We start from the raw sequence: 17,850 nt of genomic DNA, 5'->3' as shown, positions 1-17,850 counted from the left end.
GCGCTGTGATGAAGAACGTCCTACCCCTCATCGTCCTGCTTTCGGGCCCGCTCGTCGGATTGTCAGCTTGTGACCCCGCCACCAATGCGGGCAACACGACCGCTGCGACAGCGAAGCCCGATCCGATGGAAGCCAAGATCGACGCGCTGCCCAAGAGCTTGCAGGAAACCACCTTCTTCCGCGCTATTCGCGACGGTGGCTACACCTGCCAGAAGATCGTCCGGTTCGAGAAGCACGCGCCGATCGACGGGGAGGCGGTATGGATCGCGGAATGCGATGATCGCGGGCAATATGTCATCACGCTGAAGCCGGACGGGGTGTTCTGGGTCAGCGGTGTTCCCCAGACCAAGAAACTCTGACGGACGTGAAATTCTGGACATTGGCGCTCGCGGTAGCGGGCGTCCCCGCTGGCCTGTCCGCACAACAGGCGACCCTGGCCGAACCGGAAACCGACGGCCCTGACATCGTCGTGCTCGGGTCCCCGTTGCCGCTGCCGCCGGGAGTGCCCGCCTATGGATCGGTCTCGATCGATCGGGATCGACTGACCAATGACGCATCGGGCCGGGTCGAGAACGTCCTGTCCGACGTCGCGGGCTTCCAGCAGTTTCGGCGGAGCGACAGCCGTTCGGCCAACCCGTCGGCGCAAGGCGTGACGTTGCGGGCGCTCGGCGGGAACGCGTCGTCACGCGCGCTGGTGCTGCTCGATGGCGTACCGCTGGCGGATCCGTTCTTCGGCTATATCCCGTTCAACGCGCTGTCGCCCGATCGGCTGTCGAGCGTGCGGATCACGCGTGGGGGCGGGGCGGGGGCGTTCGGCGCAGGCGCGGTCGCCGGCACGATCGAACTTGCGAGTGCGACCCGCGCAGATTTGCCAAGGGTCGCGGGCAGCGCGTTCTATGGCAGCAACAATACGGTCGAGACGAGCGCAAGCGTGTCGCCCGATGTCGGCGCGGGGTATCTGTTGGTCGCGGGACGGTTCGAGCGCGGCGATGGTTTCTTCACCACCCCGGTCGACCAGCGCACCGCCGCAACCGTGCGTGCGCGTTATCGCGACTGGTCGGGGCAGGCGCGCGCGGTCGTCCCGATCGACGCGCAGACCGAACTGCAGGCGCGCGCGGTCGTGTTCCGTGACAATCGCACCCTGCGGTTCGCGGGGGCCGACAGCAGTTCCTCGGGCGAGGATGCGAGCGTCCGGCTGATCCATCGCGGGGCCTGGGCGGTGGATGCGCTCGCTTATGTCCAGGCGCGCAACTTCACCAATCGCGTCATCAGCGCGACCACGTCGCGGCTGACGCTCGATCAGCGCAACACGCCCGCGACCGGGATCGGCGGCAAGATCGAGCTGCGCCCGCCGGTCGGGCCGGACCATGTGCTACGCATCGGCGCGGATATGCGGCTGGGCGAGGGGACGCTGTACGAGGACGCCTATGCCGCAACTGGCGCAGTGACGACGCGGCGGACCGCAGGCGGCAACACCAGCACCACAGGGCTTTTTGCCGAGGACGACTGGACGCTCGGGCGGTTGGTGCTGACCGCGGGCGTGCGCGGCGATCGTTGGACGATCACCGACGGGTTCTTCCGCGAGCGGACCCGGACGGGGGCGATCACCACCGACCGGCGGTTCGCGAACCGCGACGGGGTCGAGGCGACTGGCCGCGCAGGTGCGCTGTTCCACGCGAGCAATGCGGTCGCGCTCCGGGCGGCGGGCTATACTGGATTCCGGCTACCGACACTCAACGAACTGTATCGCCCGTTCGTCGTCTTCCCGATCACCACGCAAGCCAACGCCGCCTTAGGGCTCGAACGGTTGCGCGGAGTCGAGGGCGGGTTCGATCTGACCCCGGCGCGTGGCATTTCGGTCGGGGTGACCGGGTTCTATAACCGGCTGGGAGGAGCGATCGCGAACGTGACGATCGCGCCGAATGTTCGGCAACGTCAGAATGTCGATGCGATCGTCGCGCGCGGGGTCGAGGTCACTGCGCGGGCGACGCAGGGGCAGCTGTCGCTCGACGGGTCCTATGCGTTCAGCGACAGCAAGGTGCGTGCGTCCGGCGCTTCGGCGCAGCTCGACGGCTATATCCCCGCGCAGAGCCCGCGGCATACCGCGAGCGCCACGCTCGCCTGGCAAGATCGCCGCGGTTTCGGGCTGTCGCTCACAGGGCGGCACGTCGGGAAGCAGTATGAGGACGATCTGCAGACTGACGTGCTCCCCGCCTTCACGACGCTCGACGGCGTGGTGAGCGTGCCCGTGGCGGCGCACTGGACCGTGGTCGCGCGCGGGGAGAACCTGACCGACACGACCATCATCACCCGCAATGCCGGTGGTTCGATCGACCTCGGCACGCCGCGCCGGTTGTGGATCGGGGTGCGGCTGGGCGGCCCAGCGCGGTAGGGCATCTACCGCAAGCTTGCGTCTTGCCGGCGGCTACGCCGGTTTTGCCGCAAGCACCTTGCCGGGGGCGATATCGTCGACCCGCCCGGCAAGATCGATCATGTCGCGGTGCAATCGCCCAGCCGCGAACGCGAGTCCGAACACCCGCCCCGACGCTTCGAAATCGAGCGTTGCCGCGGCGTCGCTCGTCCGGAACAGGTCCAGCGCGGCTCCGAACTTGCGGTAGCAGGCGGACGCATCCATGCGGTCGACCGACGTTCCGGCGGACAGTGCGACGGCGCAACGGGTCGCAAGTGCGGCATGGGCATCAAGCATAGCGGCGGCGGGTGTCGCCAGCGCGGCCAATGCAACGGGCGGCAGCACTTCGTCCAGCGCACGGCCGATCAGCACCAGATCGTTGCGGACGCGCCATAATGTGCGCGGCACCGATGCGGGAATCTGATGGTCCGCCAGCCGGGTGGCGCGTTCGCGGTCTGCATCCTTCATTGCGGCTTCGACGTTGCCCAGCGCCTGACGCAAGGCGACATGGTCGGGGGAGGAGGGAAGCGGCGCTCCCGCCTCCAGCGCGCGGGCTTGTTCCGCCAGCATCCGCGCGATCTGGCGCAGCACCGTGGCGGTGCGCGCGATGACGACTGCGTGCGAGCGCGCGGGAAACACCAGCATTGCGGCGAGCACGCCGATGACGCCGCCGATCCCGATCTCGATGATCCGATCCCGTACGAAGTCCTGCACTGGCGCGCCCGGCGGCGCGCTGAGCAGCATGATGGCAGCGGTGACGGGCGCGACCCGCAAGCGTGGGCGGATCGCCGCGACGAGCGCCGCCAGACCCGTGACGATCACGAGCACCAAGCCAACCTCGATCGTCGTGGTTCGCTGCAACGCTGCGCCCAATCCGCCGAGGACTGCTCCGATCAGGGTGCCAAGCAGACGATCGGTCGCTGCGGTGAGCGTGCCGCCGATCGACGCCTGCATGACGATCAGCACAGTGAAGACCGACCAATAGCCTTCGTGCAGCCCGAGCATCCGATACGCCGCAAACGCCGCGACCGTCCCGACCATCACCCGCGCCACCTGGCGCAGGTTGGCGGCGTTGCCGGCGAGCGTGGTACGGATGTGAGAAACGACGGTCAGTGTTTTGTCCCGGAGCCTGAGAATCGCCCGGTCAGGACGGAGCGGCAACCGTTTGAGACGGTGCCGAAGCAGGCGAGGGAGAGATGCTCCACGATCTGCGTGCGCCTGACCCTGCGAACTGCACGGTTGGTGGTTTGTCCGGGCTCGCGTGTGCTACATTTTGGTGCGCAATTCAACGCGCATCACGGTGTTATGCGCAGGATCCAAGTTACCGTCCGGTGGTGCCGACCGCATAAAGGCGGCGCGGCGCGACGATGGGCTCGGTCATTCCGTAGATCTGGCCCGTGCCCCGCCGTCGCCGTTTGGCCTCGTATAATGCGAGATCTGCGCGGTGCGTCAGTTCGGCGGGCGAGACCAGCGTATCCTCCAGAAAGGCGGCGCCGATTGTTGCAGAGACCGGGCGGCATTGGCCCTCGCGCTCGACGTTGTGGCGTAACGTTTCCAGGATCATCGTGATTTGCGCCTCGGCCCGCGCGCAGTCCCGGGGCCGGGTCAGCAACAGGACGAATTCGTCGCCCCCCAGCCGTGCGACAAAGCTCATCGGCGGAGCGATCTGCCGCAGGCGGTCAGCCATCATGCGCAGGACATCGTCGCCGGCGGCGTGACCGAACGTATCGTTCACCGCCTTGAATCCGTCGAGGTCGAGCAGGACAAGGCAAAGCGGGGCGTTCGCGCCCTTTCGACGATCGAGAATGCCGGCAAGATGCCGCTCGTAGCAGGCACGATTGGCGAGGCCGGTCAGCGCATCGGTATTAGCCGAATGGAGCAGAACCTGATCGTTCGCATGGCGATCCGTCACATCCTGAAAAACGCCGGTCAGCGCGACAGGCCGTCCATCCGCGACCTGCACTTCGCCCATGCTGCGCACGCGCCGCTCCCGTCCGTCCGCCGTCGTAAAATTGCTTTCAAAATCAAAGGACTCTCCATTTGTCACCGCGCGGTCCAACAGACGCGCAATTTCCGGGCGTCGTTCGCGGGGATAGAAGCTCAGCCCTTCTTCGACAGAGGGCATCTGCCCAAGCGGGAGGCCGTAGATCGCATACACCTGATCCGACCAGTGAAGTGATCCGTCGACAAGATCGTACCGCCACGACCCGATCCCGACCATCCGTTCAGCCTGGCGAAGCTGGAGATGCTGCACCTCGAGCGTGGAGGCGTGCTCCTGAAGCGTGCCCGTCAGCGTCCGCAGCGAGGCCGCGGCGGACCGGGCTTCGATCAGACCGGCGACAAGATGCGCCAAGTCGCGCAACGTGCGCTTGTCGGCGGTCGAAAACGCCCGCGGTTTCGTGTCGAGAATGCACAGCGTACCAATTCCGGGGAGATCGGGCGAGAAGCCGGCGGCAGCGGGCCGCAACGGCACGCCCGCATAGAAACGAATGCCCGCGTCGCCGGTCACCAGCGGATTGTCGACGAAACGCTCGTCGAGGGTCGCATCCTCGACGACCATCACGTCTTCCACATGCATTGCATGCGCGCAGAAAGCGTCACCGCGCGGACCTTCGGTCATGGTCAGGCCACAGCGTGCCTTGAACCACTGCCGGTGATCGTCAACCAGCGAGACGAGTGCGATCGGCACATCGAAGAGGCGTTGAGCGAGCAAGACGATGATGTCGAATTCGCGCTCTGGAGGAGAGTCCAGAAGCGCGAGGCTTCCAAGTTTTTCTAGCCGCTCGCTTTCGCGAATAGAATGGAACTGGTGCGTGTCCGACATTCAAGCATTGTGCGTATGGCTCGGTTAACATTGAATAAATGCCGCATTAGTCTAGCGTCGGCCGGGTTTTTACCGATGTCGTTGCAGGTCATCAGGCGGCAAGCGCATAGCGGCGGCAGTGATCGAGATAACCGGCCTCGTGACTGCCTGCGAGCGACACGACGCTTTCCCACAACCATGACGGCGCATCGATCATGCCCCTGCGGTCTGCCTCGAGGACGCTCAACCATTCGGTGCGGCTGGCGGCGTCCATTTGGCGCGCATGCGCCTTGCCCACGACAAACGCGAGGTAGCGTGCCGCCTTGACTGCCTGCGCATGGTTGAACTGGTCGACTTCGAGCTTGAGATCCTGCGGGGCCAGTTCGCGAATGAACAGCGAGCGGCCCAACAACCGGATGGGCATCATGCGCGTGCCCAGGTGCGGGGAGAGTGCGCGTGCAGCGGCGACGACGCGCTCGCCATTGTCGGTCGGCATCACCGCACCGCGCGCGGCAGGGGCGATCGGTGCGACGGCTTCCTTCAGGTCGACCAGCGCGTGATCGGAGCGGCCCTTGGCATTCTTCAATCCCACGATCGCCGCAAAGCGCAGTAAGCCCAGGGAACTGCAGCCCTTCATCCAATAAGCGGCATCCACCAGTTTGACCGTACGATGCTTGTCCTTGTGGTCGAGGGCGAGGATCATCCGGCTGACCTTAGGGTCGGTAAACACCGCTTCGAGCGCATCGCGCTCCGTCGTCGCGAGCGCCCAGAATTTCTTGCCGATCGGCAGTCGCGGATCGACCGCCTCCAGCCGTTCCTTCGCCAGGTGTTTCCAACTGCGGCTGGTTGCCGCGCGCTGGACGCTGCGTACCACGTCGGGTTCGACGCCAGCGTTGCCGCTGGTGGGATCTTCCATCGCGGCGGCATAGCCTTCGACCATTTCCTCCACCATCCGCGCGGTGGTGACGCCGGGCAGGTCGGAACCCCGAGCGGCGGTCGCGAGCGACAGGCCCAGGCGGATGAGGTCATGCGCCGGATTGCCGATCACGGCCTGATCGAGATCCCGGATCTGGATCTCGACACGGCCGTCCCCGTTCGTCAGCGGTCCGAGATTACCGAGGTGACAATCCCCGCAAATCCACACCTTCGGACCGGCGGGCACCCGTTTTGCCACCGGCGACGCCTCCAGCCATTCGTAGAATTTGACAGTATTCCCGCGGACATAGGCGTGGGCGGAACGCGCCATCTTGCGCATGCGATTGGCTTCCAGGATGGCAGGGCGTTCGGTCGAACTGGGCATTGATGGGTCACCTAGGTTGGACGAACATGCCTAACGCACGCCCTGCCAGAATGTAACGGAACATTGCCGCTGGGGTCGTTTGGCGGCCTGGGGACCCGTCCCCTGACGTGCCAGGTTGGCGTGCGGACCCGACCAAAAACCGATTATTTGCGGGACCCCAACACCGTTGGGTGGGTTCTACCGTGATGATTACGTCGACCAGCCCTTGCATGAAGACGGTCGAAGGCGACCTGGTCCTCCCCGTAAATCGCACCGGGCACTGGTCCGATGGCAGCACATTTCAGCGGGCGAGACCCATCATTTAGACGCGTATCGACCTGTTTTGACGTCCGTATCAGCTTGGCATCGCCATCTTTCATGCCGTTTTATCCCCCTTTTGGAAGTATGCCTGCCTTGGATCGACAGCCTCTCCCGCCCGCCCCGCTCAAACCGTATGATGCGCCACCCGAAGTGCGATCGGCGATCGATGCGTTTGTCGGGAGGCTCGATCCAAACGATCCGATCGTTGCCGCCTTCGACGGGGCGATCGTGCCGATGGTCGTCACCGACCCGACGTTGCCCGACAATCCACTGATCTACGTCAATCCGGCGTTCGAGCGGTTGACGGGCTTTGCCGCGGAAGAAGCGATCGGTCGCAACTGCCGGTTCATGCAGGGGCCGCTGACCGAGGAAGCCGACGTCAAGCGGCTCCGTGAGGCGATCGCGAAGCGCGAGCGGATCGAGATCGACCTGCTCAATCACCATCGCGACGGTACGCCGTTCTGGAACCGGTTGATCGTATCACCGGTGTTCGATGCGGACGGACAGGTCCGGTACTTCGTCGCGTCGCAGCTCGATGTGACGCTCGAGCGGCATCGCATGATCCAGCTGGAGCAGGATCGCGAGACGCTGGCGGCGGCAGTGGCGGCGCGCGAAGTGGATCTTGCCGAGCGCGAGGCGCGATTGAAGCTTGCGCTCCGCGCAGGGGGGCTCGGAACATGGACGCTGGATCCCGCCACGCAGGAGCTGACCGCATCGAGGAGTTGCAAGGCGAACTTCGGCTGTGACCCGAACGCACCGCTGACCTATGCCGATATCCTGCAGATGATCCACCCGGCCGACCTGGCTGGCCAGCAGGCGGCGGTTGCGTCGACGGTCGAGACGGGGGTGCCGCTGGCGATCGAATACCGAATTCTGACGCCCGCGGGGGATCAGCGCTGGATCGCGATCCGGGGCGAGATGCAATATCGCGCCGACGGCACACCGCTGCTGATGTCGGGCTTTTCGACGGACATCTCGGAACGCAAGTTTGCCGAGGAACACCGCACGATCCTCGCGCGCGAGCTGACGCACCGGGTCAAGAACACGTTGGCGACGGTCGGCGCGGTCGTCAGCCAGACGCTCCGCGACGCAGCGTCGCTGGCGGACGCGCGTGTCACCGTGGCCGGACGGATCGCCAGCCTGGGCGCGGCGCATGAACTGCTGGTCCGCGACGAAGTCGATGGCGCGGTGATCGGCGATATTGTCGAGCGGGTCCTGGCACCGTTCGTTGATCGGAACGGCAAACGGATCGTCGTCGGTGGCCCATCGATCCGGTTGTCGCCGGAGGTGACGCTGGCCTTGTCGATGGCGCTGCATGAATTGGCGACCAACGCGATCAAATATGGCGCCCTGTCGAACGCCGACGGGTCGGTGGACGTGCGCTGGGCGCTGCAGGGATCGGACGGCGATCGCCATTTCCGCTTTGCCTGGGTCGAGCATGGGGGACCGTGCGTGACGCCGCCAACCCGTACGGGGTTCGGGTCGCGCATGATCGAGCGGGTGCTGTCGCGGCATGTTCGCGGCGAAGCCAAGCTGTCCTATCCGCCAGCGGGCGTGCGTTTCGAGATCGAGGCGCCGATCTGACGCGACGTGGCGGGCATGGCCGGGCACCCCGGTAATGGTCCCGCACGCCCGCATGTGTTCCATGCAGATCATGGCCGAGCGGGCCATAATAACGATCGACCGTTCAAACATGCGAGCCCGAAACCGATCCTGAAGCATTAACATGCTGTACGATCTGGAAACCACCATGTGTCATGTTCTGATTATCGAAGATGACTGGCTCCTGTCGGATCATATCGCGCAGTTGATCGAGACCGCTGGTGCCACCTCGGTCGACATCGCGGGGACTGAAGACGAGGCGGTGACGGTCGCACTGGATCATCCGCCGGCAATCATCATTTCCGACGTGAACTTGCCGCAAGGGACCGGCCCGCTTGCGGTTCAGCGGATCCTCGCGACGCTCGGCACGATCCCTGTCCTGTTCGTCACCGGCTCGCCCGACGTATGCGAGCCACGCTCCGATGCGATGCGGATGCTCGTCAAACCCGTCGATGATCGGCTGCTCGTTTCCACGTTCCAGACGATCGCGCCCGACTGCTGACCCTCACGCCACGGGTCATTCCTTCACCACGCGCAGCGTCGCTTCGGTCGGGTCGATCGGATCCATCATGAAAGCGCCGGCATCGCGGTTGGCGACAAGCCACGCGACGTGCGCCGCGGTGATCCGCTGACCCGGAACAAGGCGCGGCACGCCTGGCGGAGCGGGGGCGATCATCTCGGCCGCGATCCGTCCGGCGGCTGCTTCATACCGCACCATCTCCGCAGGACCGTTCAGCGCGGCAGGTCCTGGCATTACCATGTCGACGGAGAGGGTACCGATGCCGGGTGGAACCGCCGTCTTTGGGAGGAACGAGGGATCGGCGGCAAGACGCGCTACCAGATCGCGTAATCCACGGACCAGTGCCTTTTGATCCGTTCGGGTCGTGCCCACCGATACGACCGCGAGAATATGGCGGGCATCGGACAGCCCCATGCTGATGCGGTGGTTTTCGTACAGCCAGTCATCGACCGCATATCCCGATACGCCGAGCGACGAGACGTCGATCAGGATCTTGGTAACATCCAGATCGGCGTCGCCCGGAATGTCGGCACGGGTCAAAACGCGCAGCGGCGTAATTTCCGCGACCTTCCTTCGCATCTTTTCCGCCAGTGCGATGACGGCGGCCCAGATTTGCTCGCCATCCACGGCATGGTCGCGGCGGGTCGCATCTAGGGAGGCAAGGATCGGTACCGAGGGGCTGGTCGTCTCGAACAATTCGTAGGCCATCCAGAGCCGTTGAAGATCGACCTGTTTGCCCTTGGCAACGATGACCGACCCCTGCGCCAACGCACCCATCGTCTTGTGCGCGCTATAGACCGCGACATCCGCGCCCTTGGTGAGCGGATCGTCTGGTAGCTCTGTACAGAAGGCGAAGGCACCGCCCCAAGCGGCATCGACGATGAGCGGGATCCCGTGGTCGTGGCAAATGGCGGAAAGCGCGGCGACGTCGCTGGTAACGCCGTAATAAGTCGGGCTGACCACGATGAACGCCTTGGCATTCGGATGCGCCGCGAGGGTCTCGCGCAGGGCCTGCGGCGTGACACCATGTTCGATGTCCCAGGTCGCGTCGATCTGTACGGGGACGACGACGGCATCGAGCCCTGTCGCCAGCGCATAGGTGCGCTCGGCCTTGTGTGCATTCGCCGCGATGAGGATCGTGTCGCCCGGGGCGGCAATTGCCGCCATCACCGTATGCAGGCTTTGCGTCGAGCCGCCCGTCACGAAGCGGCAGAAATCGGCACCCCATGCTTCCGCCGCGATCTCGTGCGCGCGTTGCAGGACAAGTTTGCCCTCCGTCCGATCGTCCAGACCCTTGGGGGTAAGCACATCGGCCCGGAAAACACGCTTGCCAAGCAAGGTCCGCATTCCGCCCGGCATGGCGGCGCCCTGGTTATGACCGGGAGCGCCGAACCCGATCACCGGCCTGCGTTCGATCCTCGTCAGTGCCTCTACCAACGGTGCGATCTTCTGGTCCATGCCACGCCCACTCCTTGTCGGACGACCAAACGCACAGGGGAGGAAAAGCCCCCGCTGCAGTAAAAATTTCGTTTTCAATGAGGTGCTTGTTTGAATTCGAAGCCTTTCGCCAGCGGCACGTCCCGGCTCTACCAGCCAATTTGCAGGGATATGGTTTGCTGCGGCGGCGTTTGGTTCTTCTTCGCACCGAGCGTTCAACGTCGGCCAGCAGGTCGTGCGGTCAAAACCAATATCATGGAGCAGACATGGCCAAGACGATTGTCGTTACCGGTGGCAGCGCGGGCATTGGCCTTGCGATCGCACAACGGTTTGCCGAAACAGGCTGGCAGGTCGCGATCATCGCGCGGGATGCCGATCGACTTGAAGGCGCCCGCAAGATGCTGTCGGGCGGCGGCGCGAAGGTGCTTGCGATCAGCGCCGATGTGGCAGACGCAGATGCCGTCGACCGCGCCGCCGATCGGGTCGAGGCGGAACTCGGGTCGATCGACGCGTGGGTCAACAACGCGATGTCGACCGTGGTCGCGCCGGCCGATCGGATTACCGCAGCAGAATATGCGCGCGTGACGGCGACGACGTACCTCAGCCAGGTGCACGGCACGCTGGCGGCGTTGCGGCACATGAAACCTCGCAACCGTGGCGCGATCGTGCAGATTTCGTCGGGACTCGCGATCCGCGCCGCGCCGTTGCAGGCAGCGTATTGCGCGGCCAAATCCGCGGTGACGGGATTTACCGATTCGCTGCGCGCCGAACTGATCGCGGATCGCAGCGCGGTGTCGCTGTCGATCGTCTATCTGCCCGCCGTCAACACGCCGCAGCCGACCTGGGCGCGCAATCATAGCGGGCGCGAGCAGATCCTGCCCGATCCGCTGTTCGACCCACGCCTGTGTGCCGAAGCGGTGTTCACCGCGGTGACCAAGCCGCAGCGCGAGTTCTGGGTGGGGCGCTCTACCGCGATGATGGCGATCGGTCAGTCGCTTGCGCCTGAACGGGCCGACCGGCAGGCCGCCACGATGATTGCGGATATGACGGGCGAGTCCGTGCCGGATCGTGCGGGCAATCTCGATCAGGCAGTCCCGGGCCCCGCGCAGATCGACGGCCCCTGGCCTGAGCGGGCCAAGTCGACGCGCACCGAGATCTTCTCGAGCCGACAACGCGATTTGCTCAAGGCGGGCACGGCCGGTGCATTGGTCAGCGTCGGTCTTGCAGCGGGCTATGGATTGTCGCGCCTGTTGCCACGGACGCGTTCGTGACGGGGTTGCTCGACGCGGTGCGACCGCGCCCGGTGCAGCCCGTTGCGGGAGGAAACCGGGTCGACGGGTATCTGGCACTCGAGGATTATGGGGCGCTCGGCGATGGCCGCTCGGTAGCCTTGTCCGGGGCGGATGGGTCGATCGACTGGTGGTGCGTTCCCAATCTCGATTCCCCGCCATTGTTCGACCGCTTGCTCGACCCGGAGGAGGGTGGTCGCTTCACGATCACGCCGGTCGACCCGTTCGAGGTCGAGCGTCGCTATTTGCCCGACAGCAACGTCCTGGAGACGATCTTCACGACGGCCCGCGGGCGGGCCCGTCTGATCGAATCGATGAACAGCGGCACTGCCGGCCGGTTGCCCTGGGCGGAACTGGCGCGGCGGGTCGAGGGGCTCGACGGCACGGTCGCGTTTACGGTCGAAATGCGCCCGGGACGCCGGGCCAACGGCGCCAGTCCGTACCAGTCGACGATCGGCAGGCATTCGGTGTTTCATGTGGGATCGGTGCTGGGCCTGTTCCTCCACACCGACGGCTTCACTGCTGAGCGCGCCGACGAAGCGGTCAAGGGAACGTTGACCGTGACGCAGGGACGGCGCGAGGTCCTCGCGATCGTCGCCGGCGAGGGCGAGCCGCTGGTCGTGCCGAAGCTGGCCGATATCGACGATCGGATCGACGTGTCCGATGCGGAATGGCGAACCTGGTCATCGCGCGTCGCCTATACGGGCGAGCAGCGGCCTGCCTTCATCCGCAGCGTCCTCGCGTTGAAGCTTCTGCTGTTCTCGCCGTCGGGCGCGATCGCGGCAGCAGCGACGACGTCGCTTCCCGAGGGGATCGGGGGCACGAAGAACTATGACTATCGCTACGCCTGGATCCGCGATGCCGGATATACGATCAAGGCGTTTCTCGCCGCCGGCGCGCAGGCGGAAGCCAAGGCGGCGTTCACCTGGCTCCTGAAGCGGCTGGCAGAGAAGGATGCGCGCGTCTGCTACACGCTTGGCGGGGAATTGGTGCCGGATCTCACCGAGATCGAAGTCCCCGGCTATCGACGCTCGCAACCGGTGCGGATCGGCAATGCGGCGACCGACCAGCACCAGCACGGCATCTACGGCGACATCTTCGAAACCGCGTCGTGCTTTGTCGGATGCGGCAATATTCTCGATCCATCGAGCGCGGAGCTCCTCTCGCATCTCGCCGACCAGTGCGCGGATGCCTGGCGCAAGAAGGATGCCGGGATCTGGGAGCTGGAAGAGCCGCAGCATTACACGATGTCGAAGGTGAGTTGCTGGCAGGCGCTCGCTCGTGCGGTCGAGCTGGCGGACGAAGGGCAGCTGCCGACGACATGCCGCGACCGCTGGGAGCGCGAACGCGACCGGATCGCGGACTGGATCGAGGAGCATTGCTGGTCCGAGAAGAAGCAGGCGTTCGTCTTCTACCCCGGCAGCGACAAGCTCGACGCATCGCTCGCGCTTGCGGTCCGGTTCGGGTTCGACGGCCATGACAAGCTCGCGAGGACGCTCGACGCGATCGATGCCGAACTGGGCGCCGGACCCTATCACTATCGCTACAGCGGCGTGGACGCGGAGGAGGGATGCTTCCTCGCCTGTACATTCTGGATCGTGGAGGCGCGTGCACTGCTCGGCCAGCGTGATCGCGCGCAGGCGGCGCTACAGGCGATCACCACGGCGCTTGATCGGGGTGTCGGCATCCTGACCGAGATGGCCGACCCGAAGACGGGCGCGTTCCTCGGCAATCTTCCGCAGGGCCTTTCGCATCTGGCGCACGTGATGGCGCTGGACGTGCTGGCGCAGCAGGACGCGTGCTGACCGCGCGGTCCGTTCCGACCTTTTCCCAATTATCTCAAGGAGACGTCTCATGTCCGATCGTTTGACCATGCAGGACCCGCGCACCCAATATCCGCGCCCGCCCTTCCCACGCCAGCCGCAGCCTACGCCGGGATTGGCCGCCGAAATGAACCCGAAACCCGATCATGGCGAGACGAGCTATGTCGGGTCGGGCAAGCTCAAGGGGCGCAAGGCGCTCATCACCGGCGGGGACAGCGGCGTCGGTCGTGCGGCGGCGATCGCCTTCGCGCGCGAGGGGGCCGATGTGGCGATCTCCTTCCTCGAAAGCGAGCAGTCCGACGCCGCCGAGGTCATCGCGCTGATTGAGGCGGAAGGCCGCACGGCGCTCGCGCTTCCCGGCGACATTACCGACGAGAACTGGTGCCGCGAGATGGTCGCCAAGACGGTGGACGCGCTGGGCGGCATCGACATCCTGGTCATCAACGCCGCGCGGCAGAAGTACCGGGAGGACGTCTCTCAGGTCACGTCGGATGATTTCGACCAGACGATGAAGACCAATCTCTATGCGATGCACTGGATCGCGCAGGCCACCGTGCCGCATCTGCCCGCGGGTGCCAGCGTCATCACGACGGCGTCTGTGCAGGCATACGATCCCTCGGCGATCCTGCTCGACTATGCGACATCGAAGGCGGGCATCGTCGCCTATACCAAGGCGCTGGCCAAGCAGTTGCTCGAGAAGGGCATCCGCGCGAATGTCGTGGCGCCGGGACCGTTCTGGACCGCGTTGCAGCCGTCCGGTGGGCAGCCGGCCGAGGCGGTCGAACAGTTCGGCGCCAAGAGCGCGTTCGGGCGTCCCGGTCAACCGGTCGAGCTGTCGGCGGTCTACGTGTTGCTCGCCAGCCAGGAAGCAAGCTTCATCAGTGGCGAGGTTTACGGCGTCACCGGCGGGGCGGGGGTCGCCTGACGTCGGGCCGACCGGCATTGTGGTCAATGTCGGTCGGCTTCTTTACCCGCTGCCGGCGGGATGGAGCGAAAGCGTCGCACCTGAGCGCAACGTTGCAGGGTCAGCGAGGAATTGGAGCGGGTGAAGGGAATCGAACCCTCGTCACTTGCTTGGGAAGCAAAAGCTCTACCATTGAGCTACACCCGCATATCGAACTGCGTCATCCGGATCCGACGTGAAACCACGTGGGAAGGCGACCGAGCCATCGATGTGCGGGCATTGGCACATTCTGCGGGCAGAGGTCAACGCCTACTGCGCAGTTCGCGGCACGCTAGATCAGTCCGCCAGACCGACCCGATAGACCGCATGATGTGTCAGCACGTACAACGTCCGTCCGTCCGCTCCGCCGACGAGCAACTGCAAGGGACGCGCGGGGATGTCGATCCGTCCGAGCGCCAAACCGTCCGCGCCGTATACGAAAACCTGGCCGTTCGCGACGTACACTCGGCCCCGGGCATCGACCGCGACGCTCTCGCTGCCGCGGTCCGCGAAGGGCTTCAGGTCAACGACCGCACCCTGCGCAGCGACGCGACCGCGGTAGGTCCTGTTCTCCGATCCGTTGGTGACGAACACCGGCGCGCCCACCGCCGCGGTGGTGAAACCATACGCATCAAGCGAGTCCGAAAAACGCCATCCGCGGAAGGTCGCCGGGCCTTGTTGGAACGTGCGGTAGGCGGGCAGCGCGAGGCTGCCGTCGGGGGACACGTATTCCAGAGGTTTGGCGGCCCCCATGTCGCGCACGTACATGTCGGCGAGCGTCGGATAGCTATAGTCTGCGAGATCGAGCTGATCCCTGAACTCGCCATTGGCCCATGTGTTGACCGGTAGCACGCTCGCCGCTTTCGAGTGCGGGGCTGTCGGCGTGGCGGCAATCGGCGTGATCGCGCCATCGCGCGCTTCGGGGTTCAGGCTGAACGCCGTTCCGTTGCGCCCCGCCGAGGACAGCACGAGCAGATGGCCCGATGCGTCGACCGCAAGGTTGACCGCATCGAGCGCGGCATCGCTGACGACCGTCAGCCCCGTGTCGGGTGCCCAATGATGGATGCGCTGTGCGTGATGGTCGACGAAATACAGCGATCCATCCCGCCCGACCGCGCCACCGGATGCGGAATAGAAGCCGTCCGCGATACGGTCGACCCTGGCGTTGGCATATGGTTGCCCTGTCGGAGATGCGCTCACGGCGTCGGTCACGTCGAGCATGGCGAATTCGCGTTCGCGGACCTCCAGCCCGCTGGCGCTGTCCTGGATTGCATTGTCATACGGAAACTTGCTGACGCGGAGGTAGGTCGCACAACCATTCTCGTCGCAAGTGCCCAGACCGCTCTCCGCATTCACATGGACGTTGCGAAAGCGGACCGTATTGCGGCCGTACAGCCTGACGGCGGTGGGGGCGGGCTTGAGCGAGCGCGTGACGCGATACGCGTGGTAATTCGCGATCAGGATATCGTGGGAATCGCGGATCTCAAACGAAGTCGCGTCCTGGCTCTCGCCCGCTTCCTCCTCGGTCTGCGGCGCGAGGAACTCCCAGTTGGCGGCATGGTCGAGCGCGAACTCGCTGCGGCCGTGATGCTCGCTCGACATCTGGTAGACGTGGCCCGGCGTGCTGGTGTCCGATACCAGCATCCCCGCGGTCGCATAAGTGCTGGGGCTCCAAAGGTTGGCGAAGGTGCCGCCACCGCCGCGTGTCACCCACAGGCTCGGATATTGCGCGTCCCAGCGTTTGGCGGGGTCCGCATCGCCGGTGTGGTTGGCGTTATAGGGATCGAAGCGCGTGCCGTCGGCAAGGTTGGTGCCGTGGCCGCCCTGGAACTTGACGTCCTCGACCAGCGATTGTTCGCCCGCCATCCATAGCAGCCCAGTCGCGCGCGGATTGATCCCGCCGGTGGCAAGGCCAAGTCCCGAGACGATCGCATCGCCGCCGCGTGCGCTTTCGATCAGTGCTTTGGGTGCGCCGATGCCCTGGAAAGCAGGGGTGCCGTCGGGGAGGATGATCTGCGTCAGGCTCGGGTGAAGTGCGACCAATACGGTGTCGGGTTTGAGCCGCAGCGTGTCGGTGACGACGTAGCGGCCCGCCGGGAAATAGACGGTGCGATGCGTATCGATCGCGCGCTGGATCGCCTTGGTGTCGTCGGTGCGGTCATCGCCCTTTGCACCGAGCGTGCGGACGTTGTTCCACGCGGTGGTCGGCGGCACCGCGCGGATTGCGGGCGGTGGCGGCGCAGGGAGCCGCGGGATCGCGCTTGCCTTCAGGACGGTCTGGTAGCTGCCGGTGCTGCCCAGCGCCGGCACGGTGAGGCCATAGTTGAACGCCGCGACGCGGTATGTTGCGCCGACCCCCGCGACGGTCTTGCCGCTGTCCCGGAAGCGCGCGAAGAGCGGCGTCGCACGGGCAACCGCATTCTCGAACCCGATCTGGGTGAAGACATTATTTTCGTTGCTGATGACCACCGCCGCCTTGCGCACGCGGTCAAACCGGATGTTCTTGCCCCACAGCCAGTCGCCATAGCCGCGGTCGATGTCGATCGCGGTCGGCATGGCGCGGAAGGACACGTTGACGAGCGTGAGGTTCGCCTCATGCTCGCGAATTGCAGCCTCGCGCTGCCCGTCGAAACTCGAGTCGAGCAGCGTGAACTGCCAGGCGGGTGAGGGCTTTTCGGTCAGGATGCCATAGCGCCCGCCGTGGAAATGCAGGTCCTCCGCCTGATTGGCGACCTGGTAGATCCCCGCCAGACCCGACCCGATGTGGAAATCGATATGCGCGAGATAGGCGTGCTGTGCGGCGTGGAAGCGGATTGCGATGGCGGCGGGGTTCCCCTTGCCGATGACGAAATCCACGTTCGACAGCGCGGGGTAGAAGGTGCCCGGGTTGGCATCTGCGATCCGCGGGTTAAAGGGCACGCTGCCGGGGGGCGGGAAGGGCGTGCGATAGGTTGCCGCCGTATCGACCGCGCCCGGCTTGGCGCCGGCGAAGATCACCATGTTGGCGAGGCTCTTCTGGAACCCCGGCGTGGCGTTGCCGAGCGTGATCGCCGGGCGAGTCTTGCCGACCCCGAAGACGCGGACGCCCGGCCAGATGAAGATCGTCCGGCTGATGCGATACCGCCCCGAGGGCACGAACACGATCCCGCCGCCGCCCTTGTCCGCGGCGGCATCGATCGCGCCTTGCAGCGCGGTCGTGTCGTCGGCGTGTCCGTTGCCGACACCCGCCACCGTCACCGCGCGCGGATCGTCCGGTGCGGTCGTATAGACCGATGGGGATGCCACCGCCGGCGCTGCGACGCACGCCAGCCCGGCCAGCAGGAATGCGCGGAACGGAAGCGATCGGCGGGGCATGGCCTATCCTCGAACGAAAATGTCCCGGCCGATGGCCGAGACGAAGCTACGCCGTGACCACCGGCCGCG

12 protein-coding genes and 1 tRNA gene are annotated in these 17,850 nt (G+C 65.5%); 7 read left to right on the top strand and 6 right to left on the bottom strand.

The genetic code is table 11. The features are described from left to right. Nucleotides 1–8 precede the first annotated feature (8 nt). On the top strand, nt 9–359 hold the full coding sequence (locus AC3WJR_RS09705) for a hypothetical protein (RefSeq protein WP_354284276.1): 351 nt from the start codon (nt 9–11) through the stop codon (nt 357–359). 5 nt (nt 360–364) lie between these two features. Beyond that, nucleotides 365–2,392: a TonB-dependent receptor gene (locus tag AC3WJR_RS09700; RefSeq protein ID WP_492724557.1), complete on the top strand. Its 2,028-nt coding sequence runs from the start codon at nt 365–367 to the stop codon at nt 2,390–2,392. A 33-nt stretch (nt 2,393–2,425) separates the two neighbouring features. Here the strand turns inward: AC3WJR_RS09700 and AC3WJR_RS09695 are convergent, their stop codons facing one another. The 3 genes from AC3WJR_RS09695 to AC3WJR_RS09685 all read right to left on the bottom strand — a co-directional run bounded on the left by AC3WJR_RS09695 (nt 2,426) and on the right by AC3WJR_RS09685 (nt 6,513). Then, the gene (locus tag AC3WJR_RS09695; RefSeq protein WP_492724555.1) at nt 2,426–3,571 is read right to left on the bottom strand and encodes an FUSC family protein; all 1,146 of its coding nucleotides are present in this window, start codon (nt 3,569–3,571) and stop codon (nt 2,426–2,428) included. 160 nt (nt 3,572–3,731) lie between these two features. Further along, nucleotides 3,732–5,234 carry a diguanylate cyclase domain-containing protein gene (locus tag AC3WJR_RS09690; RefSeq protein ID WP_492724553.1) on the bottom strand — a complete coding sequence of 501 codons (1,503 nt, stop codon included), beginning with the start codon at nt 5,232–5,234 and terminating at the stop codon, nt 3,732–3,734. A 91-nt stretch (nt 5,235–5,325) separates the two neighbouring features. Further along, nucleotides 5,326–6,513: a DUF2252 family protein gene (locus AC3WJR_RS09685; protein WP_492724551.1), complete on the bottom strand. Its 1,188-nt coding sequence runs from the start codon at nt 6,511–6,513 to the stop codon at nt 5,326–5,328. Between the two features lie 393 nt (nt 6,514–6,906). Between AC3WJR_RS09685 and AC3WJR_RS09680 the strand changes: the two genes are divergently transcribed. Together AC3WJR_RS09680 and AC3WJR_RS09675 are read left to right on the top strand one after the other, a co-directional pair. Next, complete coding sequence (locus AC3WJR_RS09680) at nt 6,907–8,397, top strand: HWE histidine kinase domain-containing protein (RefSeq protein WP_492724549.1); 1,491 nt, start codon at nt 6,907–6,909, stop codon at nt 8,395–8,397. A gap of 142 nt (nt 8,398–8,539) precedes the next feature. Further along, a complete protein-coding gene (locus AC3WJR_RS09675; protein ID WP_492724548.1) occupies nt 8,540–8,917 on the top strand; it encodes a response regulator in 378 nt (125 codons plus the stop codon). Nucleotides 8,918–8,932: 15 nt separating this feature from the next. Here AC3WJR_RS09675 and AC3WJR_RS09670 read toward each other — a convergent pair whose 3' ends face one another. Then, nucleotides 8,933–10,393 (bottom strand): aminotransferase class I/II-fold pyridoxal phosphate-dependent enzyme, encoded by a 1,461-nt coding sequence (locus AC3WJR_RS09670; protein ID WP_492724546.1) that lies wholly within the window; start codon nt 10,391–10,393, stop codon nt 8,933–8,935. Nucleotides 10,394–10,638: 245 nt separating this feature from the next. Here AC3WJR_RS09670 and AC3WJR_RS09665 point away from each other — a divergent pair, with 245 nt between their 5' ends. Genes AC3WJR_RS09665 through AC3WJR_RS09655 form a run of 3 tightly spaced genes read left to right on the top strand, consistent with a single transcriptional unit; the run spans nt 10,639 to nt 14,409 of the window. Beyond that, entirely contained in the window at nt 10,639–11,643 is a 1,005-nt protein-coding gene (locus AC3WJR_RS09665; protein WP_492724543.1) for an SDR family oxidoreductase, read from the top strand. 5 nt (nt 11,644–11,648) lie between these two features. Next, complete coding sequence (locus AC3WJR_RS09660) at nt 11,649–13,466, top strand: glycoside hydrolase family 15 protein (RefSeq protein ID WP_492726092.1); 1,818 nt, start codon at nt 11,649–11,651, stop codon at nt 13,464–13,466. A gap of 49 nt (nt 13,467–13,515) precedes the next feature. Then, entirely contained in the window at nt 13,516–14,409 is an 894-nt protein-coding gene (locus AC3WJR_RS09655) for an SDR family oxidoreductase (protein ID WP_492724540.1), read from the top strand. A 112-nt stretch (nt 14,410–14,521) separates the two neighbouring features. On the opposite strand, the gene AC3WJR_RS09650 is transcribed toward AC3WJR_RS09655, so the two are convergent. Together AC3WJR_RS09650 and AC3WJR_RS09645 are read right to left on the bottom strand one after the other, a co-directional pair. Next, a tRNA-Gly gene (locus tag AC3WJR_RS09650) sits at nt 14,522–14,595 on the bottom strand. A gap of 129 nt (nt 14,596–14,724) precedes the next feature. Continuing rightward, a complete protein-coding gene (locus tag AC3WJR_RS09645; protein ID WP_492724538.1) occupies nt 14,725–17,781 on the bottom strand; it encodes a glycosyl hydrolase family 28-related protein in 3,057 nt (1,018 codons plus the stop codon). Nucleotides 17,782–17,850: the final 69 nt, after the last annotated feature.

Source organism: Sphingomonas sp. FW306-05-A (genome assembly GCF_058782275.1).
Note: the sequence above shows the minus strand (reverse complement) of the source record. Positions and strands in the feature narration are given on the sequence as shown.

Bases quoted from the DNA above. Each gene is read 5' to 3' on its own strand.
- AC3WJR_RS09690 (WP_492724553.1), bottom strand. From the start codon at position 5,234: ATGTCGGACACGCACCAGTTCCATTCTATTCGCGAAAGCGAGCGGCTA.
- AC3WJR_RS09655 (WP_492724540.1), top strand. From the start codon at position 13,516: ATGTCCGATCGTTTGACCATGCAGGACCCGCGCACCCAATATCCGCGC.
- AC3WJR_RS09705 (WP_354284276.1), top strand. From the start codon at position 9: ATGAAGAACGTCCTACCCCTCATCGTCCTGCTTTCGGGCCCGCTCGTC.
- AC3WJR_RS09665 (WP_492724543.1), top strand. From the start codon at position 10,639: ATGGCCAAGACGATTGTCGTTACCGGTGGCAGCGCGGGCATTGGCCTT.
- AC3WJR_RS09685 (WP_492724551.1), bottom strand. From the start codon at position 6,513: ATGCCCAGTTCGACCGAACGCCCTGCCATCCTGGAAGCCAATCGCATG.
- AC3WJR_RS09675 (WP_492724548.1), top strand. From the start codon at position 8,540: ATGCTGTACGATCTGGAAACCACCATGTGTCATGTTCTGATTATCGAA.
- AC3WJR_RS09670 (WP_492724546.1), bottom strand. From the start codon at position 10,393: ATGGACCAGAAGATCGCACCGTTGGTAGAGGCACTGACGAGGATCGAA.
- AC3WJR_RS09645 (WP_492724538.1), bottom strand. From the start codon at position 17,781: ATGCCCCGCCGATCGCTTCCGTTCCGCGCATTCCTGCTGGCCGGGCTG.